Source organism: Leucogemmata humicola (genome assembly GCF_055379415.1).
Map to the genome: position 1 here is coordinate 4537602 of NZ_AP040875.1, position 19056 is coordinate 4556657.

Below are 19056 nucleotides of genomic sequence, written 5' to 3' on the forward strand. Positions count from 1 at the left end.
GTAGGGTTAGTACTTCAGATTGAGACGGAAGGTGATGTACGTCGGCGGCGGACTGGTATTGAAGTCCTGCGGGATTTCGGTCGAGGTCACGCCATAGTTTTGCTCGGGGTCAACACCGGTGAAGCTGGTCCACGTATGGATGTTGCGAAGACCGAAAACGAAGGTCGAGCCCGTGCTCGCCCTGAGGAGTCGGTTCACGCGCTGGGGAAGCTGCGCCACCGCCGAGAGCTCGCGGAACTTCCAGAACTGCGACGGCGAGAAATAGCCGAGGCGCGTCGTGTTTGTGGTGCCATTCGTCTTCGAGCCATACGTAACGGCAACGGCCCGTGCCTGCATCCAGAGCGGCGCCGTCGGATCCTGACTGTCGCGGCACGCCTTCGGGGCCGAAGAGCACTGGAAGTAGTTGCCTTCGAGCGTGTTGCCGCCGGAGCGATAGTCGAACAGACCGCTGATCCGTAGGCGACGCTGGAAGAGATCGAATCCGGTCTGAATCGACGCCATGTCCTTGGCGAAGCCAACGCCGATTTTGCTCAGCGTGTCATCGACCTGCACTTCGCTCTGCTGAATGATTCCGTCGCCGTTCTTGTCGGCGAATGAGAACCGGCGATACCACTGCATGAAGAGCGGATCACCCTTGCGCTGCTGCGTGACCGTTCCGGCGCCAAGCACGAGGTTTTCGCAATCCTGCCCGAGAGCCTTGGCGGCCACGGTGCCGCACTTCGATGGATCCTGTCCGAGGTCGACCCACTTGTTGTCGTTGTGCGATCCGCTAATCGTCACATCCCATCCGAACGATCGGCGATCGACGAGCACGACGTTGGCCTGAACCTCATTTCCCCAGTTGCGCGTCTTGCCAATGTTTTGCTGGAGGCTCAGAACGGGCGCGCCGACTGAAGCGGGAATCGGAAGCGCGATGAGCGCGTCCTTCGTGTTCTTGGTGTAGTGGGTGAAATCGATGTGCAGTCGGCGATTGAAGAAATCTCCTTCAAACCCTGTCTCGAGCTCACTCGACGTTTCCGGCTTGAGCTGCGCGTTGCCCGGCTGATTCGCGACCAGGCCCGCAATATCAGTTCCCGTCTGAGCGTCGACCTTGGTCACCGTCTGCGTCGCCGCCGTAAAGGTCTGCAGTGCGGCGGTGGCCAGCGGCTGCACGCCATTCGCGCCGAATGCGGTTCGCAGACGGAACGAGTTGATCCAGCCGACGTGCGGGAAGAATGACTCGTCGCTCGCCAACCACGACGCGCTCACCTTCGGGTATAAGACTTTTTGAAACTTCGTTCCGAACGCGCTGTTCTGATCGGATCGAGCGGCCACCGTGAGGAACAGTCGGTCACGAAGGCTGGCCTGCTCCTGCACGTAATAGCCGAGCGTCTTGACTGCGGTCGGCTGAGTCGCGCCGAACTGTACGAACGTGGCGGTGGCACCGAGCGTCGACGCTCCGGGGGCTAGCGTGCGACCCTGGGCAAAAAGCTGGTCGTTTTCGACGTTCGTGTATTCGGCGCCGAGCGTCGTCTTCAGGTTCGCCCACGAGGTGGCCTGCCACGAACCGGTGCTCGAAAGCTTGCCTGAGAAGTTGCGTCGGTTGTCTTGCTGCGAATACACGTTGCCGACGCGCGCCGTTGCGCCGCTCGCGGGACACTCGTTCAGCCGGCAAACGTGAAACTGATTCTGGTCCGCAAGGTCGAAGCCGAACGTCGCGTCGTTCTGCATCCAAGACAGCGGACGCCAGTTCGCGCTCAAGCTGCTCGTAAAGCGCTGAACGTCGTCGGTCCACACGTACTGCATGATGTCGCCCGGCGCGAAGCTGTTGCTGTCGTGCAGCGGGAATCCGGTCGGATCGGTATAGCCCTTTCCGTCCGCGCCCGTCATACCGCAGCCGGTGGTCTCGGTGCCGGCGGGGCAACCCTTCCAGCCGTAGCTCGACTGGCCCACGTAGAGTAGGCCGATGATCTGAGAGTTGTCCGGCTCGATGATGTTGCTTGACTTGCCGAAGCCGGCGCTGGCTTGAATATCGAACTTTGGGCTAAGCGCCGCGGAAACGTTCGAGCGGAAGTTGAGCTTCTGTTGCTGCCGCGGGTGCAACATAGAGTTGGTCACCGGCGTGTGCAGAACGTTGTTGTAGTAGTCGATGTCCGACTGCGGCATTTGAATCGGGCCGTACTCATTGTCCGATGTGCCGCTCACGAAGAAGCGAACCGCCTCCGTACCGCCCGTAACCTGGCCTCCGACCATGCTCCCACGACCGAGCTTGATGAACGTTTGCGACGGGTCGGTCAGGTAGTTGTAGCTCGTTAGGCTGTCGGAGATACAGGTCGCGCCCTGCGAGAGGGAGTATGAGGGCGTCTGCATCACGGAGAGTTGGCAGCGAATGTTCTTGGTCGGCGCTGCCGCCGTGTGGCCCCAGTTCGCGAACTGCGCCTGGTATGGGTTGCGATCATCAACGGTGCGTTGCTCACCGTTGAAGGACCACTTGGTGCTTCCCGCGCGACCCTTTTTGGTCGTTATGACCACGACGCCGTTCGCCGCATTCGTCCCGTAGAGCGTTGCTGCCGACGGGCCTTTGACGATTTCGATGTCCTCGATCTCTTCGGGCGTGAGGCTGTTGAGCAGGCTGATTGGCGTTGAGCCGGCCGACGAAGCCCCCTGCGTCGTGATGTATCGAACGCCATCCACGACCCAGATCGGCGCGTTGCTCAGGTTGATCGACGAAATGCCTCGAACGCGAATCGTTGGAGCAGCGCCGATCACAGATCCCTGCATCACGTTGACACCCGGTGCCTTCGCGACCAAGAGATCTTGAATCGACGTCACCACGGTGTTCTCAACATTCTGAGAGACGTTCCCCAACGTTTGAACGCTGTTGCCAAGTTCGATCTTGCGCTGTTGCCCAGTGGCCGTCGTCACGATTTCGTCGAGTTGGACGATCGCCTGCTTCATTACGAAGTCGGCAACGACGCTGTCCTTGCCGCTGACGGTCACGGTCTTCTTGAGTGACTGGAAGCCGACGTGAAGCGCCTGGAGCGCCACCGAGCCCGCGGCGACATTTCGAATGACAAATCGGCCGTCAGGGCCAGTCGTCGCCGACGCCGTGCTCGCGATGACGATCACGCGCGCGTCGGCGAGTGGCGCGCCGGCTTCACTCGTGATGTGCCCCGTAATCGTTCCCTGGGCTCCGAGCGAGCGCGCACTGGTGACTGCGGCTGTTAACACGAACATGTGTACTGCCAGACATCTCCACCGAGCTCGAAACATGTGTGGAATCCTCCAGGGAGAAAACACGTCCAACACCGCGTGGGCGATCCTAGACAGCCAAAGCCGTCCAATCACTGCGTGGGGAAGGTGTGGCGCGTGTGAGGCGGGGTACTGAAGCGCGTGAGATGCTACCGTCTTATCACAATCACGTCAAGCAGTCGTCGCGTCACTTCCAAATTCATTGTGTTGTGCTACGGAAGGGTGTGAGTCACGATCTGGGGATGTAAACAAAGCCCCGCACACTGGCGGGGCTTTGTCGTTTGTATGCGAATGGGACCAATCGATAGGCGCTACGGCCGCGACGCGCCGCCCGGAGTGGTCGGTGCGCCAGCTTGCGTTGGCGTGACAGGGCCGGGAGCAGCAGTCCCGGATTTTAGAATTCTCTGACGGGCCTGATACGTCTCCCCCTCGCTGACCCACGCAGGCGCCGGCTCACCCTTCAAATAGTGCCCGAACCACTCGAGCTGACGGCGCGTGTAATCCATCTGGCTCTCAGGACGGGCTACCCCATGGTTTTCCTGCTCGTACACGAGGTAAACCACGTTCTTCCCAAGGCGGCGGCCGAAGTTGTAGACCTCCTGACTCTGGAACGGATTGACGTTGCCGTCGGCATCACCCTCCTCGAGCAGCAAGGGCGTTTTCAATGAATCCATCGAGAACACCGTTGAGTTCCTGATGTAGGCCTGGGGGTCTTCCCAGAGCGAAACCTGCATTCGCTCCTGACCTGTCTCGAAGTGTCCAGTTTCGCCGAGACCGCTGTTCCCCGACGTGTAGCCATAGAAGCTCACGAGATCCGTCAACGGCGCGCCGGCGATCGTCGCGGCGAAGATGCCCGGATTGTGTACAGCATAGAATGCAGACTGATAGCCACCCCACGAGTGGCCCATGTTCCCCACGCGCTTTCCGTCGATGTCGGACACGCGCGCCAGCGCCGTAGTGACCGCAGCCGTCACGCAGTCGAGCCCAGAATAGCCGGGGTTTCGCGCCTGAAACAGAATGTCGGGGCGCAACACGAAGTACCCGTTCTGACTGAATACAGACGTGTTATATGTGCTCCGATCACTCGGCACGACGTACTGATGGAAGCCCTGCGACAGCTTCTCGTAGTAGTACACGACCATCGGATACTTCTTGCCCGGCTGATAGTCGGCCGGATAGGTGAGCATCATCTGCAGCTTGTCGCCGCGCTTGTTCGTGTAGTTCATCAGCTCCTGCCGGCCCCACGCGTAGTCGCCCTGGAATGCGTTCGTGTGTGACACAGCCTTCGCATCACTCAACGCAGCGCTCGACACGAAGTAGTTCGGCGACTCGGCGTACGACTGTTCCTGAAAGAGGAAGACGTCGGCATTCTTGGCGCGTCGCAGGCCGGTGACCGACTTGTCGAGCCACACCAACCGATTCGCCGCCTGACCAACGGTGACCGTCGCGTAGCCGCTCTTCTTGTTGTAGTCGCCGGTCGCCGTGAGAATGAGCGGCTTGCTCGTATCGATGGTTCGGCCTTCACCGTCGAGCGAGCATGGGGCCGAGCGAGCACCGCCGCCGAAACCCCCGCGACCTCCACCACCACCGCCGCCGAACCCTTCCGACGCGCAACGATAGACCGTCGAGTCTTCCTTGCCTCGCGTGAGACGCATGGGATTCGAACCATCGAGATCGACCTGCCAAAGGTCGAACCGATCGTACACGATCGCCGACTTCTCGCCCGTCGTGAAGCCAGCAACGCCGTACGCACGACGCTCCGGCACCGGATGATCGTCTTCCGCGTTCACGAACACGCTTTTGATCTTGCCCGTGATGTTCGACCGCGCGCTCGTCGCGAGGTTGACCGACCACCACTGGCCGTCTTGCTGGTAGAGCGCGACGCGACCGCTCGGACTGAGCGTGACACCAAACGGAGACTTGGTCAGAATTTTCGTGCGCTTGCCGGTTGCGACGTCGACCGTGTAGACGTCGCGCACCGCACGACCAGACATCACTTCGCGCACGTACGGATTCTCATCCGATGCGATCGCGATGCTCTCGTTCTCGGCGAGTTGCAGCTGCTCATATGGATCATCCGTCAGACGCACTGCGCTGTTGCCGCCGACGTGCCATGCAACGAGCGTCGTGCGTTGACGATCCTGTGCCGACTGCACCTCTTGCTGGTGGAACTGTCGCAGATCCTTCCAGTGCCACACCTGAACGCGCGCCGGTGCCGGATCGCCGGGAGCGCGGCGCTCGGGCATCACTTTGAGCTCGCGCGGTGCGGCGCCAACGAAGATCGTGCTGCCGTCCTCCGACCACTGCGGTGTGCGGTATCCGGCGATGCGAAGTTCTTTCGGGAAGGTGTTGTCGAGCGTGAAGTCGTAGGTCGTCTTCGCTGCGGGCGAGGCGACATCGCGCCAAGCCACGACGGAGTAACTCGTATCGGCAAACGCGCTATCCGTCCGGCTCCGCATGACGGCGATGTCGTGCGTCTTAGCGCGCCAGGCGAGTCCGGTGTATTGCTGCGGGCTCGCGTCGAGCGAACGGATCGCGCCGCTTTGAGTGTTCAGTAGCTGCACGCCGTTGCCCGTCTTACCCTCGACATCGATGAGCATGCCGAGGAACGCGCCGTCATCGCTCCACGACGATTCGGCGACGTTGCCGAACGTCAGCTCCGCGCCAGTTTCGAGCTCGCGCACGATGACGTCTGTTCCGCGGCGACCAGGAGCGCCATACCGTCGCAGCGCGACGCGCGAGCCGTCGCCACTCATCGCGTACGACTGAATGTCATCGAAGGTCGACGTGGTGTTCGACCGAAGGTCGACCGCGGCGACTTTGTTTCTATTCGCTCCCGGCGCAGCTGCGGCACCGCCAGCGCCGCCTCGTCCGGCCCCGCCGCGCCCAGCACGTCCCCCGCCGCCGGCCGTGTCGGGAAGCACCGTGTAGAAGAGCCAGCGCCCGTTGCTCGAGAACTGTGGGTTGCTCGACGATCGCACCGTATGCTCGGTGTTCGAGGTGAGATCGCGGTAGCGAACTTCGCTGCTACCGTTTCCGCGTCGGAAATCGTAGGCGACCCATTTGCCGTCGGGCGAAATCGTTCCCGATCCGAGCGTTTCCCACTTCGCGTAGTCCGCCATCGTAAGCGCGGGTTTGGTCGCGGCGGACGGCGCGGAGCCCTGCTGTTGGGCCGCGAGAGGCGCGGCGACACAGGCAAGGAGCAAGACGGGACGAGCGATGCGTGGCATGGTACCTCGAAGGCGGGAATTGGTCGCGCTGATCATAACCGTCGGGGAGGTATGCTCACAATGCACTGGCGATGATTCGTCGGGTCCGGCATTTTCGGTAAATCGCGCGCCAACGCCGTCCCCGGCGTCGTCCCGCCCTTCCCGAAAACGGTGCTGATCGAAATGACTGGAGTTGTCGTGTCGCGGAGTTTCCCACGCCCCTCGCTGTTGTCGCGGATTCCCCGCCTCTTGTTTTCGTTTGCGCTCGCGCTGGTGTCGTTCCAAAGCGCGTCGGCGCAAAAGGGCGCGGTTCCCAGCCCTGAGTCCTTCTTCGGCTTTCCAATCGGCAAGGACAGCAACCTCGTCGATTACGAACAGTCGATCGACTACTTCAAGAAGCTGGCGGCGGCGAGCAACCGCATCCATCTGATCAACGTGGGGACGACCTCGTTCGGACGTCCATGGACGGCCGCGATCATCACATCGCCCGAGAACTACGCCAAGCTCGATCACTATCGGCAGATCAACATGCGCCTTGCGCACCCCGAGGGTCTCACTGACTCGGCGGCGCATAAGCTGGCGCGCGAAGGCAAGGTGATCATCGATATCAGCGGCGGCTTGCATGCGAGTGAGATCGCGGGTTCGCAGCACACGCCGCAGCTCGCGTACGAGCTGCTGTCGAAGGCGAATGATCCGGCGGTGAAAGAGATCCTCGACAACGTGATCTTCTTCCTCTGGCCAACGATCAATCCCGACGGTCAGGACATCGTCGTGAAAAATTGTCGCGAAACGATGTTCGGTCGCCCGGCGCTGAACAACGATCCCTATGAGAAGTACATGGGGCACGACAACAACCGCGACAGCTACATGATGAACGGCATCGACTCGCGCGTACGTCAGCGCGTGTGGCGCGAGTGGGAACCCGACATCATCTACGTGCACCACCAGTCGTCGCCCTTTCCCACACGTATCTGGATTCCGCCGTTCGCCGATCCGGTTGGTCTTCGCGCGCCAGCGATTCCTGCGCGGACGATCAACACGATCGGCATGCAGATCGCGCAGGATCTCGACGCGAGCGGTCAGCCTGGGGCGACGCACATGCTGGCGACGTTCGACGCGTACTACCCGGGCTACATCGACTACATGCCCGTCTATCAGAACATTCCGTCGTGGTGGACCGAGACGCAGGGCGGCAACTGCGCTACCACGCGTACGTCGACGATTGCCGACCTGCCGAAGGACTACAAAGACACTCGCCCGACCGCGCTCTACCTCAGCCCGTGGCTCGAAGGAAAGTGGAGTTTGCGCGATGCCGTGAACATCATGGTTACGGCGTCCACGGCCACGCTCAGATACGGCGCGAAGTTTAGAGAAGATATATTATATAACCGGTATCAGTCCGGCCGAGACGTCATCAAGAAGTACAGCACCGCTGGGCCGTTCGCGTACATCATCCCGCAGGACCAGCGCGATCCGGTAGCGCCCGTCGAGCTGTTGCGTCGATTCGCCTTTCACGGCTTGCGCATTAGCCAGCTCGATCGCGACGTCGCGTACAACGGCACCACGTATCCCAAGGGAACGTGGGTGATCCCGATGAATCAAGAGTTCGCGTCGCTCGTGCAGGAAGTATTCGAGGTCCAGCACTATCCCGAGGGTGCCGACGACAATCCGTACGACGCTGCCGGGTGGACGCTGCCTTTCCAGATGGGTGTGAACGTGATCGAGGCCGCGACGCCCCTTTCACCTGAATTTCGTTCCGCGCTCAAGCCCGTTCCTCCGGGTAAGGCCGTCGATTGGCGTACGGCGCCGGACGCACCGTTCACAATGAACGCGAACGCGGCCGGTATCGTACCGCGCGCGGGAGGATTCACGGGCAGCGGTGATCAGGTTTTGCTCGATCCCGCGCAGAACAACGCCTTCACGCTCATGGCGCGCGCGTTGGCCGCCGGCGGCAGCGTTGCGTTTCAGTCTGCTGCGGGTGGTCGTAGTCGGTATGTCGTGTCGGGTGTAGCGCCGGCAAAGCTCGATGCGTGGGCGTCGGAGCTCTGGGTTACGGGTGAGCGCACATCTGGTGTAGCCGGCGCATCGGTCTCCGGCTCGCCGCCGCGCATCGGACTTGGCAACGATGGCTGGACCGAATGGTTGTTCGACACGCACGACGTGAAATACACGAAAGTCACGAACGCTGATCTGCAAGCGGGCAATCTCGCGTCGCGCTTCGATGTCCTGGTTCTTCCCGCTGGACTCGGCGGCTTCGGTCGTGGCGGCGGCGGCGGTGGAGGCGGAGGTGCGGGCGCCGCAGGTGGACGCGGCGGACGCGGAGCTGGCGGCGGCGGCGCAGGCGGAGCGAACGACCTGAATCGCGCCGTCGACGAATTCGTGAAGAGTGGCGGCACCGTACTCACATGGGGCAACGGTGCAGCGAGCATTGCGACCGCTCTTCAGCTTCCTGTGCAGAACACGACGGCTGGCCTGTCACGGAAAGAGTATTTCACGGGCACGTCGATCATGCAGGTGTCGATCGATCCCACGCACCCTGTGATGGCCGGCATGCCTGATCGCGCCGACGTCACCGTGAATCAACCACCGGCCTTCACAACGACCGACGGATTCACCGGAACAGTGTTGGCGAAATATCCGGCGGATGTGTCGCCGCTGCGTTCGGGCTTCATTACGCCGGGCGGCGACAAGTTCCTGCAAGGCTTCGCTGCGGCGCTCGACGTGAAGCATGGCAACGGACACGTCGTCATGTTCGCGTTCAATCCAAATTGGCGCGGACAGCCGACAGGCTCGTTCCGGATGGTGTTCAACTCGCTGTACTTCGGCAAAGACATGGCTGATCAGGCGAAGGGATCGCCGGGTTTCTGGACAGCGCCGCCCTCGCTGCCAGCGCGCAGCGATTCGGTGCGCTCGCGGCCGCCCGGATCTGGAGTTCGATAATCGGGCGTGCATCCTTGAGATGAGCCGGTCATAGTGTCATCTTTCGGCCTCTGAGAGTACGGAGCGGCAACGCGCGCGTAGCTCAATTGGATAGAGCGCCGCCCTCCGGAGGCGGAGGTTGGGGGTTCGAGCCCCTCCGTGCGCATGCATGAGACAGGGCCTGACGGAAATCCGTCGGCCCTGTGTTCGTTTCGGGACCGGGATGCTTCACAGTGTCCGGCCCCAACCACACCCTGAGCGGTGGTGGTCCGCGCCTTGCCCAGCTCGTTCGGGTCATGGCGCACCGGCTTCGCTGGACACAACTCACCGTCGGCATTGTCGCTCTCACCGCTGTGGTGGGAACGGCCGTGGGTATTTTGACGTTCGGTCGCGTCGGCACGCTGCGCGGCAAGAAGTTCAGGCTCTACGTCGCTACTGACGCCGCGCGCGGAATCATTCGCGGTAGCGAGGTTTGGCTCGACGGACAGAAGGTCGGCCTCGTCAAAGGCGTTTCCTTTCGGTCCGCGAGCGCCCCCGAGAAAGAGCGGCTCATCATGTCGCTCGACGTGCTCGACGGGGACAAGTCGAAGATTCGGCTCGACACTCGCGTTCAGGTTCGCGCAGGCGCGAACATCATTGGCGACCGTGTGGTGTATTTGAGAAGCGGGACGCTCGCCTCGCGTGGCGTAGTCGACGGTGACACGCTGCGCGCTTTCGAGCAGAACGACATGGAGGAGTTGTCGTCAGAAGCGTCGCTCGCCATGCGTGAGTTTCCAGGAATTCTCGAGAATGTGAAGGTGCTCTCCGCTGGGCTAAAGACCGCAGAGGGAACGCTCGGCGCCTTTGGACTCGATAAGCGGAACGGCGACATGCAGCGCATTCATGCGCGTGCAGCTCGACTGTTTGCTCGACTCGCAGATTCGACCGGCTCGCTTGGTTTGGCCCGCAGCTCAGCGTCTGAACTCAAGTCGCGCGCGCACCACGCCATGGCACGGGCGGATTCCATCCGCGCCCTCATTTCCTCTGAACAACACGCACTCGGCAGGTTCAGGCGCGATTCCACGATCATTCAGGAAATCACGAGTGCGAGGAACGAACTGGCGGAAGTGCGAAAGCTCATTGCGAGTCCCGACGCATCAGTGGGACGCACGTTCGCCGACTCGGCGATCGTGCGCGCGATTCAGCGCGACCTGAGGGCGATCGACTCCCTCAAAGCAGACATGAAGAAGCATCCTCTGCGCTATATCGCATTCTGATCTCCTCCCTTCGTGACATACAGCACAGGGCACGTCCATTGCGTGCCCTTGACCCTCCCCGGCGGCATTGATAGGTTCGCATGAATTCGGGCCCCCGTCCCCCCCTTTCGTCTTCGCCTTCTTCGACGTCGCTCCGTTCGCCGCAAAGTTCGCGGCGGGTGCGCGCGGCACCAGCGGCTCCCGGCAGTGCGCTTGCGCCCGCCGAGTCAGATTCCCTGCCCATTCCCTCCTCCGCTTCCGCCACGACGGCGCCCCGTTCGTCCCCCTCCTCTGATGAATTGGTGACGCCACTGCGTGTCACCGCGACGTCTGTGAACATCGCCGAGCTGAAGCGCAAACCGGTTTCCGAGCTACTCGAAATGGCGGCACACTACGCCATCGAGAATCCCGGCGTTCTCCGGAAACAGGATCTCATCTTTCAAATCGAGCAGAAGCTGCTCGACGAAAAGATCGCGCTCACAGGTGAGGGCGTTCTCGAGATTTTGCCGGAGGGCTACGGCTTCCTGCGCAGTCAGGACTGGAACTACCTCTACGGCCCGGACGACATCTACGTCTCGCCGTCGCAGATCAAGCGCTTCGACCTGCGTACAGGCGACACAGTGTCGGGGCAGGTTCGCCCGCCCAAGGAGTGGGAGCGGTACCTCGCGCTGCTCAAGGTGGAGTCGGTGAATGGTGACGAACCCGAGGTCGCCAAGGCGCGCGTTGGGTTCGACAATCTCCGTCCGCGTTATCCGGAAGGCCGAATTCGTCTCGAGACGAAGGACGGCGACGTGAGCATGCGGATCATGGATCTCATCGCGCCGATCGGAAAGGGACAGCGCGGTTTGATCGTCGCCCCGCCGCGCGCGGGAAAGACGATTCTCCTACAGAAAATCGCCAACGCGATTCGCGAGAATCATCCCGAGGTCACGCTCATCATTCTGTTGATCGACGAGCGCCCGGAGGAAGTGACGGACACGATCGCGAACGTCGACGCCGAAGTCATTGCCTCGACATTCGACGAAGAGGCGACGCGCCACGTGCAGGTCGCCGATATGGTGATCGAGAAGGCGCGTCGTTTGGTCGAGCACAAGAAGGACGTCGTGATATTGCTCGACTCGATCACCCGACTCGCTCGCGCGCACAACGCGGTTGCGCCGCAGTCGGGCAAGATTCTCTCTGGCGGTGTCGATGCGAATGGACTCGAGAAGCCCAAACGCTTTTTCGGCGCCGCGCGTAACATCGAGGGAGGCGGATCGCTGACGATCATCGCGACCGCTTTGATCGAAACCGGTTCGCGGATGGACGAAGTGATCTTCGAGGAGTTCAAGGGCAAGGGCAATATGGAGCTCGTGCTCGATCGCAAGATCGCCGAGCGCCGCGTCTTCCCAGCTATCGATATCAATCGCTCGGGGACGCGCAAAGAGGAGTTGCTGTTCACGCAGGAAGAACTCAATCGCGTTTACCTGCTGCGCAACTTTCTCTCCGACATGCCAGACGTCGACGCGATGGAATTCCTGCTCAAGCAGATGTCACGCTCGAAGAACAACAAAGAGTTCTTCCAGCAGATGGTTCAGGGGTAGACGAGCCGAACCGCCTGTGACCACAGATCGCGGCCGTCTCCTTGCTATCGACTATGGCGAGCGACGTATCGGACTCGCGATCAGCGATCCGACCGGAACCATCGCGTCGCCCGCTGGCGTGATCGAACGCCGCATCGGAAAACGCCCACCGGTCGCCGAGATCATGCGTCGAGCCGTGGCGCTCGAGGCGCGAGGATTCGTGATGGGACTACCGCTCGACGGGAATGGTGACGAAACACCCCGCTCGACCGAAGCACGCGCTGTTGCGGATGCGCTGAGCACGCGTACAGGCCTGCCCGTCGAACTCGTCGATGAGCGCTATACGACGGCGGCGGCACTCCGGGCGATTCGCGAAATGGGCGGTTCGACACGCGGCCGAAAGGGCGATGTCGATGCGCTCGCCGCAACCGTTCTTCTTCAGCATGCATTGCGGCGTGCGGGCTGACCGCGCCTTGCGGCGCGCGCTGGCCGCCGGGCTCGTGCTGCTCGCGGCGGCGTGTGGCGGCGGGCCTACCGTGCGCGTGAATATTCCGCCGGGCGCGAGCATGCGCGTCGCGGCGGATTCACTGACGAAAGCGGGAGTCGTACGCGGTGGCCGGTTATTTAGAGTTTATGCATCGCTGACGAAGAGCGACCGCGGGATTCGGGCGGGAACGTATCTGCTGCACAAGAACTCGAGCTGGGGCTCGGTCATCGATGCGCTTCGCTCGGGGAAGGGACTGGTGCACATCGTCACCATCCCCGAGGGCTTCTCGCTCAACCAGATCGAGCCGTTGCTCGCCACGAAGCTCGGCCAACCACGCGATTCCGTCGAAGCGGCAACGCGTGATACTGCGCTGCTGCACCAGCTCGGCGTACCGACGCCGACGTTGGAAGGCTACCTCTTTCCTGATACGTACATCTTTCCGGAAGCGACGACTGCACGGGCCGCTGTGAATACCATGGTTCGCCGGTACGAACAGATCTGGAAGCCGGCGTGGACGGCGCGTCTCGACACCATCAAGATGTCGCGCAACGACGTGATGGCCTTGGCCGCGATCGTCGAAAAGGAAGCGAAGGTTCCGCAGGAGCGGCCGGTCATTGCCGCGGTGTATCTCAACCGCATCAAGCACGACATGCTGTTGCAGGCCGATCCGACGGTGCAGTTCGCAATGGGAAAGCACGTTGCGCGGGTGTACTACAAGGACCTCGAGATCGACTCGCCCTACAATACGTACAAGTACAAGGGACTGCCGCCTGGCCCAATCGCCTCACCGGGGCGGCCCAGCATCGAGGCCGCGCTGTATCCGGCGAACGTTCCGTACGAATACTTCGTCGCGTTTCCAGACGGGCATCACGAGTTCCGCACGGACCTGGCGGGGCATGAGAAGGCCAAACTCGACGCACGGCGAGCGTGGGACTCGCTCGAGGTGGCCCGGAAAAGCGACTCGGCGCGCGGCAAATAAGCCCTAGCGTGGCACTAGCAAAACTGAATGAGTAAATTCTCTACAAGAACGGCGCGGCTTCCATAGCGCGCCGTTTGTCGTTGCCGGCGTCGTCTCGTGGGCCGATTGGTGAATCGGGCAGGGCCGTGCACGCGCCGAGCTGTTCGTGCGCCGGCGAATGCGCCTCAACAGAACAGTCGTGTGCTCTGGCCTTGTTCGGACCACCTCTTGCCTTCCCTCCCGACACCAATGCCGGAGGCTTGTATGTTCAGACGTACATGTACGGTGCTAGCGCTCGTGTCCGTCGCCGCATTTTCGGCGGCATGTGACGATAAGATTTCCAACAATTTGGTCGCAGTGAACGGCACCGCCACGACGGTGCGGTTCGTCAACGCTACCAACAACACGTTCGACATCGCCCTCGACGGCGCTGTCGGAACAGGCAATGCGTCGATCGGGTTCGGTCAGTTCACGAGTTGCATTTCGGTCGCGTCGGCGTCACCAGCTCTGATCGTCGAGCTGGCCGGTACGACCACGATCGTGAACGGCTTCACGCCGTCGTTCACGCTCGGCGGTAGTTTCACGGTCGTCGCCAGCACCGATGCAACCGGTGCGACGGTTTTCACGACGCTCAACAATGCGTTCAGCACCCCGAGCGGTCAGTCGGGAGCGCGCGCGTTCAACGCGATTACGAATTCAAACGGTGCCGACGCGTTCGTGAACGCGGTGGGTGGCACGCTGGGAACGCCGGTCGCGAGCAACATTTTGTTTGCGACTGCGTCGAACTTCTTCGCCGTTGCCCCGGGCACGAACGAAGTGACGTTCACGAACACTGGTTCGCTGACTCCGACGGGACCAGCGGTCGATCTCCCGTTCAACGCCGATAAGAATTATCTCATCGTGGCCGGACCGCAGGGCGCGGCTGCCCCGACGACTCGGACCTTCCTGGTTCCGAACTGCTAGTCTTCTGCCATGGGCGAGCGCGGCGTCGTGACGATGCCGCCTCGCACACGGCGGTCCGGACTCGAAAGACCAGCGCAACTCGACTGGGAGCTTAGCCCCGAGTCGAGGTTTCGACGTGAATCGGAGGACGCGTTGCGAGCGCCTCTGAGCGCCAGCGGAAGCGAATGTCGGGCACGATGTCTCGCTCGTGAGTTTCGCGGCCATCGCGACGTTCCTTGTCGCGCGCACGTGCCGCCACGCGTCGACGTTCGGAGACGATTGGCCGGCGCACCGCGCGGATCTGTTCCATCACCGGCGGGAAGAGAAAGAGATCGACGAGCTCGGGGTCGAATTCGGTCCCGCGCCCAGCTGCGATGACATCGGCTGCGGCAGCGAAGCCACGCCCCTTGCGATAGTGACGCGTGGCGGCAACGGCGTCGAATGTGTCGGCAATGGCGACGACGCGAGCGCTCAGTGGAATACGACGACCTCGCAGGCCGCGCGGATAGCCGCTTCCGTCCCATCGTTCGTGGTGTGAGAACACGCCGTCCGTCAGTTCAGGATAGAAGGCGGCCAGTGGTGCGAGGACTTCGGCGCCTCGAGCCGGATGAGTGGCGATTGCGCGTCGCTCGCTCGCGCTGAGGCTGCCCGTGTCGTGGACAATGTCGTAGAGCGCCGCGTGAATCTTTCCGATGTCGTGGAAGAGCGCGACGCGTTCGATGCTGCGGCGTTGTGTGCGATCGAACCCGGCGGCGTCGGAGAGGATGAGTGCGTAGGCGGCGACGCGCCGTACGTGCATCCCGGTCTGTTCGTCGTTGGCTTCGATTGTGTTGAGGAGCGTTTCGAGCGCGGCGGCGCCAAAGCGTTCTGCGGCTCGTCGGCGGCGCCGTTCGGCGACGAGGAGTCCGCCGGCGACAAAGCCGAGTGCGGCAGTGAGGCGTTGATCCATGGTTGGCCGGGGTGCAAGAACCCGGCTAGCACGGACACAGCAGCGTGTGGGCGCGCGGCGGCGTGACGCGGACGGCGTGACGCGGACGGCGGACGGCGTCGTGGGTGGTAGAACGCACAATGCCCCCTGGCGGGAAGCCAGGGGGCATTGCAAAGAGGTGCCGGCGACGGCCTACTCTCCCGCGCTCTCGCGAGCGGAGTACCATCGGCGCTGTAGGGCTTAACGATCGTGTTCGGAATGGGAACGAGTGTGGCCCCTACGCTCTGGTCGCCAGCGTACATCGAATATTTGCTAGGCGCTAGGCGCTTGGTACTGGAGGGCACGAAAGAAAATAGTCATATGACAATTCTCATTCGATTCTCTAGTGCCTAGGGCCTAGTGTCTAGCTGCTGATATTTAGGTAGATCGTGTTCCGCGTTAACTCATGTTGCGTGCTTTGCAGTACTCCAAATTGGGAGTAGTCAAGCCGTACGGGCGATTAGGACCGCTGCGCTTGGAACGGATTGCTCCGCGTCCACGGGCGGCCTATCGACGGGATGGTCTGTCCCGGCCCTTCAAGAGGCTCAAGGCCTCGGGAGAGTTCATCTTGGGGCGTGCTTCCCACTTAGATGCTTTCAGCGGTTATCACAGCCGACCATCGCTACCCGGCGGTGCCCTTGGCAGGACAACCGGGACACGAGCGGGTCGTCCGACTCGGTCCTCTCGTACTAGAGTCCGCTCCCCTCAACTCTCCAACGCCCACGACGGATACAGACCGAACTGTCTCACGACGTTCTGAACCCAGCTCATGTACCACTTTAACCGGCGAACAGCCGGACCCTTGGGACCTTCTCCAGCCCCAGGATGTGATAAGCCGACATCGAGGTGCCAAACCGCGCCGTCGATGTGAACTCTCGGGCGCGATAAGCCTGTTATCCCCAGCGTACCTTTTATCCGTTGCGCGATAGCCGCTCCACCCCGGGCTACCGGATCACTACGGCCCACTTTCGTGGCGGCTCGATCCGTCGATCTCACCGTCAGGCTGGCTTCTGCCGTTACACTCTAGAAGCGCGAGTACCGTCCGCGCTGAGCCAACCTTGCGCGCGCCTCCGTTACTGTTTCGGAGGCGACCGCCCCAGTCAAACTGCCCACCTGCCACGGTCCCAGAAAGGGTGTGCCTTCCGTGGTGAGGGCGTCGCACGACGCAGGGTGGTATTTCACTGATGTCTCCCCGGAAGCTAGCGCCCCCGGATCATCGACTCCCACCTATGCTACACAGCGATGTGCAACGACCAATGACAAGCTGCAGTAAAGGTGCATGGGGTCTTTTTGTCCTGTCGCGGGGACTCGGAATCCTCACCGAGACTGCAATTTCGCCGAGCACGTGGTCGAGACAGTGCCCAAGTCGTTACGCCATTCGTGCAGGTCGGAACTTACCCGACAAGGAATTTCGCTACCTTAGGACCGTTATAGTTACGGCCGCCGTTTACCGGGGCTTCGGCTCAAAGCTTCGAGAGCAAGCTCTCTAACCTCTCCCCTTAACCTTCCGGCACCGGGCAGGCGTCAGTGTGTATACGGCGCCTTGTGCGGCTTGGCACACACCTGTGTTTTTGCTAAACAGTCGCTTGGGCCGATTCGCTGCGACCTACGAAAGCTTCATTGTACATGTCACCTTCGTAGGCATCCCTTCTTCCGAAGTTACGGGATCATTATGCCGAGTTCCTTGACCACGTTTCACTCGTTCACCTGAGGCTGCTCGCCTCACCCACCTGTGTCGGTTTACGGTACGGACGTCTTGCAACTCCCCCGAAAGCTTTTCTCGCCTGTCGACTCCACACGACGTGCACTTGGGTTGCCCCGCGTACTTGTGATCAGGTCTCGACGATTTTTAAGGTCATCTACACCCTTCAACGGCCATCCACAAAGCCGCTCGTGCTTCGTTCCAGTGTCCCTCTCGGCTTCAACGTTGCAACACGGGACGGGAATTTCAACCCGTTTACCATCGGCTACGCCTCTGGGGCCTCACCTTAGGCTCCGCCTCACCCTGCGCTGATTGCCATGGCGCAGGAACCCTTGGGTTTCCGGTGTCTGAGGTTTTCACTCAGATTTGCGCGTACTCATTCCGGCATCCTCACTTCTGGTCGCTCCAGGCCAACGTTTGCCACGGGCCCTTCACTGCTCCCAGAACGCTCCCCTACCCCTCATTCAAAGAATGAAGGCCAAGCTTCGGCGGGCCGCTTAATCCCGACCATTCTCGGCGCAATCACGCTGGACGAGTGAGCTATTACGCACTCTTTAAAGGAATGGCTGCTTCTAAGCCAACCTCCTCGTTGTCACGGCACGATCACATCCTTCGCTATACTCAGCGGCCACTTCGGGGCCTTAGCTGTGGCTCTGGGTTCTTTCCCTCTCGCCGTTGGACATTATCGCTCAACGACTGCCTCCCGAGGTCCATCGGTCAGGTATTCGGAGTTTGGTTGGGGTTGGTAGGCCGCTCTGGCCCCCGCGCCCATCCAGTCGCTCTACCCCCTGCCGACATGTCTCGAGGCTCTACCTCAATAGATTTCGGGGAGAACCAGCTATCTCCAGGCTTGATTGGCCTTTCACCCCTACCCACAAGTCATCCGAGCGGTTTTCAACCCACACCGGTTCGGGCCTCCACTGCGTGTTACCGCAGCTTCACCCTGCTCATGGGTAGATCGCCCTGGCTTCGGGTCTGCACCCGGGTACTCTCGACGCCCTCGTTACAGGACTCGCTTTCGCTCTGGCTCCGCTGGTGACCAGCTTAGCCTCGCACCCGAGTAGCAACTCGCCGGATCATAATGCAAAAGGCACGCAGTCAGAGAACATCCAGGGCGAACCCCAGAGTCTCCTCCTACCGCTTGTAGGCATGTGGTTTCAGGATCTCTTTCACTCCCCGCACGGGGGTGCTTTTCACCTGTCCCTCACGGTACTCGTCCACTATCGGTCACACGGGAGTCTTTAGCCTTGGAGGGTGGTCCCCCCAGCTTCACGCCCGGACTCTCGTACCGGGCGTTACTCAGGAACTCCACCTCGATTGACCCATCGGCTTCGGCTACCGGGCTGTCACCGTCTCGGGCGCCCCGTTCCAAGGGACTTCGCCTGCCTTCGTCAATCGATCCTGTGGGTCCTACAACCCCAGTCCCACAAGGAGACTGGTTTAGGCTGAGGCCCGTTCGCTCGCCGCTACTAGGGCCATCTCACTTGATTTCTCTTCCTCGAGGTACTGAGATGTTTCAGTTCCCCCGGTTCGCTCCGTTCGAAAACGGTGATGGGACTCGCATCCCAACGGGTTGCCCCATTCGGCCATCTCGGGATCAGTGCGTGTGTGCCGCTCCCCCGAGCTTATCGCAGCTTACCACGGCCTTCATCGCCTCCGTGTGCCCAGGCATCCCCCACATGCCTTCACTCGCTTGACTACAAAATGATGTCAAGCAAAGCACTGCTCATGAGTCGCAATCATTCATGATTGCAATCCACTTCCATCATTCATCGATCAAACACATGCACAACAGACGAGCACAACTGCCACTCGCTGCTCCGCATCTGCCCCATCGATGAGGA

9 protein-coding genes, 1 tRNA gene and 2 rRNA genes are annotated in these 19056 nt (G+C 61.4%); 7 read left to right on the forward strand and 5 right to left on the reverse strand.

What is annotated here, in order from left to right; genetic code table 11:
• Positions 1-6: 6 nt before the first annotated feature.
• Positions 7-3216, reverse strand: a complete 3210-nt coding sequence (locus tag AC6H4Z_RS19425; protein WP_497543615.1) for a SusC/RagA family TonB-linked outer membrane protein — start codon at positions 3214-3216, stop codon at positions 7-9.
• Between the two features lie 326 nt (positions 3217-3542).
• Entirely contained in the window at positions 3543-6461 is a 2919-nt protein-coding gene (locus AC6H4Z_RS19430; protein ID WP_497543616.1) for a S9 family peptidase, read from the reverse strand.
• A gap of 207 nt (positions 6462-6668) precedes the next feature.
• On the opposite strand from AC6H4Z_RS19430, the gene AC6H4Z_RS19435 reads away from it, so the two are divergent.
• From AC6H4Z_RS19435 to AC6H4Z_RS19465, 7 genes are all read left to right on the forward strand, one after another.
• A complete protein-coding gene (locus AC6H4Z_RS19435) occupies positions 6669-9380 on the forward strand; it encodes a M14 family metallopeptidase (RefSeq protein ID WP_497543617.1) in 2712 nt (903 codons plus the stop codon).
• Positions 9381-9451: 71 nt separating this feature from the next.
• A tRNA-Arg gene (locus AC6H4Z_RS19440) sits at positions 9452-9525 on the forward strand.
• 67 nt (positions 9526-9592) lie between these two features.
• Positions 9593-10615 carry an MlaD family protein gene (locus AC6H4Z_RS19445; RefSeq protein ID WP_497543618.1) on the forward strand — a complete coding sequence of 341 codons (1023 nt, stop codon included), beginning with the start codon at positions 9593-9595 and terminating at the stop codon, positions 10613-10615.
• A gap of 311 nt (positions 10616-10926) precedes the next feature.
• The gene (gene rho / locus AC6H4Z_RS19450) at positions 10927-12177 is read left to right on the forward strand and encodes a transcription termination factor Rho (protein ID WP_497547068.1); all 1251 of its coding nucleotides are present in this window, start codon (positions 10927-10929) and stop codon (positions 12175-12177) included.
• Between the two features lie 16 nt (positions 12178-12193).
• Positions 12194-12622: a Holliday junction resolvase RuvX gene (gene ruvX, locus AC6H4Z_RS19455; protein WP_497543619.1), complete on the forward strand. Its 429-nt coding sequence runs from the start codon at positions 12194-12196 to the stop codon at positions 12620-12622.
• The gene (gene mltG / locus AC6H4Z_RS19460) at positions 12570-13622 is read left to right on the forward strand and encodes an endolytic transglycosylase MltG (RefSeq protein ID WP_497543620.1); all 1053 of its coding nucleotides are present in this window, start codon (positions 12570-12572) and stop codon (positions 13620-13622) included. The genes ruvX and mltG overlap by 53 nt, the downstream gene beginning before the upstream one ends.
• Before the next feature lie 243 nt (positions 13623-13865).
• Complete coding sequence (locus tag AC6H4Z_RS19465) at positions 13866-14564, forward strand: hypothetical protein (protein ID WP_497543621.1); 699 nt, start codon at positions 13866-13868, stop codon at positions 14562-14564.
• A gap of 91 nt (positions 14565-14655) precedes the next feature.
• Here the strand turns inward: AC6H4Z_RS19465 and AC6H4Z_RS19470 are convergent, their stop codons facing one another.
• The 3 genes from AC6H4Z_RS19470 to AC6H4Z_RS19480 all read right to left on the reverse strand — a co-directional run bounded on the left by AC6H4Z_RS19470 (position 14656) and on the right by AC6H4Z_RS19480 (position 18911).
• Positions 14656-15492: an HD-GYP domain-containing protein gene (locus tag AC6H4Z_RS19470; protein ID WP_497543622.1), complete on the reverse strand. Its 837-nt coding sequence runs from the start codon at positions 15490-15492 to the stop codon at positions 14656-14658.
• 158 nt (positions 15493-15650) lie between these two features.
• Positions 15651-15767: ribosomal RNA gene (rrf, locus tag AC6H4Z_RS19475) — 5S ribosomal RNA — on the reverse strand.
• 182 nt (positions 15768-15949) lie between these two features.
• Positions 15950-18911: ribosomal RNA gene (locus AC6H4Z_RS19480) — 23S ribosomal RNA — on the reverse strand.
• Between the last annotated feature and the right edge of the window lie 145 nt (positions 18912-19056).